At 47.3% G+C, this 2,892-nt stretch carries 2 protein-coding genes; both read left to right on the forward strand.

What is annotated here, in order from left to right; genetic code table 11:
* A partial coding sequence (locus QCH34_RS10040) for an AAA family ATPase (protein WP_300333617.1) occupies positions 1 to 2,438 on the forward strand: 2,438 nt, incomplete at its 5' end.
* Positions 2,431 to 2,892: hypothetical protein (locus tag QCH34_RS10045; RefSeq protein WP_300333619.1), on the forward strand; the 462-nt coding region annotated here is incomplete at its 3' end. The genes QCH34_RS10040 and QCH34_RS10045, both read left to right, overlap by 8 nt.

Consider the following 2,892-nt stretch of genomic DNA (forward strand, 5'->3'; position numbering starts at 1 on the left):
ATCACAGATCATCCATATCACTTGTTGGATTCTATGCAAATATTAAATTCAAAGAGATCGAAACGCCCATTCCTCTCATCGATACGATTACCGATCCAGCAGTTAAGGAACAGATTCAAAAAGACATTGAATCCGGGATCATTAAAGACGACGAAGAGTTCAGTATTTTGAACAAATGCAAATACATCTGTATTGCCGAGAAGGACACCTCGGTAATTTTACCCAAACCTCTCGAAATGCAACCGAAAGGGAAAGATCTGGGCATCAAACAGTACGGACAGGCTCCGTACTACATTGTTGATGAGGATAAATCCGTTAAGCCAGAGAATGTTGAAGCCCTGCTGAAAAAAGCACAATCCGAGCACGAAGCCCTGCTAAATTCTGAAGAATACGACACAGAAGAGGTCGAGAATACCATCAGGAAAATCCAGGATGTACTTGACCAGTATTTTGGAAAGCAAAAGCAGAGAAGATACTGGAATGTTCACCCGTCAAATCTGCCGGAAACGGGCAATCTCATGGAGTTCTGGGATGAATGGCAACAGAAAGGGATTGTCACCACATGGTGGCGGGAACTCGCCGGGGAATACGGGGATAAAATCCTTGAATGCAGCGATTACGATGCATTTCTTGCGGCATACAAAAAGGTATATGATGACCCCACCAGCCTGACCCTCTGGCGCTTCCTCCATGAGATGCAGGAGGGCGATGTAATCCTCGTCAACCGAGGGCAGCAGTCCATGGTCGGACAGGGGACCATCACCTCTCCTGCGAAAATTGACCTCGATCTGGACTTCCCCTTCTACCGCAACGTAAAGTGGGAAGTGTTCCCCGCAGAACTCCCAATCCCCCCATATCTAAAAAAGAAATTCGGGCCGGTGGTCCGTGAATTGAGTGAAACGGAATACCGTGAAATTATGTCTCCAAAACCCCCCGAGCATCCCCTCTTCAAGCCAATTCGGCATGTGTTGGAAAATAAAAAACAGGTAATTCTCTATGGTCCCCCGGGAACCGGTAAGACCTATCATTCCAAGCAATTCATTGAAAATCACTCCATTGAGTTGCCAAAATTACAAAAAACCTCATTTGATCAGAAATTTTTCTGGTTATCAGTTAACAAGAAAAAATACGATCCGGAGGACATTTTCACTTCATCTAAGAGTGCAGCTTGGCAGGGAAGGCTTAAATCAGCGTTCGAATCGATAGAAGAAGGGGACTACATTTTTATATATGCAACCACTCCGTTTAAAAAGATCATTGGCATCGCAGAGTGTCAAAGAAAATTCATTGCTGAAGATGGCATTCCGACAATAAACATCCAGGGTATCCAAAAGATTGATGGTCCCGAATGGGCCATCCTCAAAGAAGATGAGATTTTCTCCGTGTCCATTCCGGTACGAAATGGTGCTCAGGGAACGCTCTTCCCCCTCACAGAAATTGAAGCAATGCAAATGCTCTCTTTATCCGGGTTAACCCCCGAAGATTTGAAAATCTCAAGCACTATCGAGGACGAGGCAATAGATAACAAAGAGTTTATTGCTTTTCATCCGTCATTCGGGTATGAAGATTTTATTGAAGGTCTTCGTCCCATAGCCAGCGATGACGGGATAATCAATTATTGTGTCGAAGAAGGCATTTTTAAAAAGTTCTGCAGGCATGCACTGAATGTTCTTATCAGTAAAGCAGGTATTGAGAAGCACTGGGATGAATCGGGTAACCTTCCAAAATTTGACAAAACAGAAAAAATTAAACTGAAAACGCTGGCGCAAGAGGTTCCTTTCTATTTCGTCATCGATGAAATCAACAGAGGTGATATCTCTCGAATTTTTGGTGAACTCATTTCACTCCTTGAATCCGATAAACGCCTCTGTGAAGAGAACGAGTTGGTTGCCACCCTTCCCTATTCGAAACACAAGTTTGCAATTCCTCCAAACATCTTCATCATTGGCACCATGAATACTGCAGATAAATCCATTGCACTTGTTGATATCGCCCTGAGGCGCAGATTCGGGTTCATTGAGATGATGCCTCAGATCGGTGTCCTCGAGGAGAATCTGCAGAACGGGAGTGAGAGCACCCAGGAGATCTTCGACCTCTCCATCGATGTCCTCAAACGGGTGAACCAGCAGATCACCTCCCTCTACGACCGGGACCACCAGATCGGGCACAGCTATCTCTTGAAAATGAAAGATGCAACCTCCCGTGACGATGCAATCGCACAGCTCTGGTTTGTGTGGTACTACGAGATCCTGCCGCTTCTGCAGGAGTACTTCTATGACTCGCCCCGAAAACTGAAGGAGATTCTGGGAGATGTCGTGGAGGTCGAGAACCATGCCTTCACCTTCAAGGAGCCCCTGCACGGTGATGCGTTCATTGCCCACTGCAGGCAGCTTGCAGGGCGGGAAGCAGAGGAAGAGACTGGTGAAGAGTGTGACTAGGTCCCATACCGCCACACTCTTCGAATACGACCGCTATCCCTACCAGATCGGGAACCGGGATTGGGTGCAGGCCGATGGCCCCCGGATCCACCTGACCGAAGAGACCCTCCAGGAACTCGAGCTCCTCAACCAGTCAAAGCGGTTCCTTGAGATCAATCGCAATTTCATCCGGCCGCTGAACTACATCGGCGTGGTCAAGGCAGGGGATGTCACGCTCCAGATCTTTCCCAAGTTATTCAAGGGTGATGCCTACCACAGGCACAAGGATATCATCGCCCGCAATGTCCTGAAGATGCTGACAGTGGCCGAAGACCTCTCAATCCGGGACATCGATGCGGCGGATCTCGCCACCGAAGATCTTGATTTCTTCGAGATTTTCGTCCATCTCTTCGCAAAGAATCTAATCCAACTCGTCAAAAATTCGCAGGCCCGCCAGTATGTCACCCGGCAGGAT

It is taken from the genome of Methanocalculus sp., assembly GCF_029762515.1.
GTDB lineage: Archaea > Halobacteriota > Methanomicrobia > Methanomicrobiales > Methanocorpusculaceae > Methanocalculus.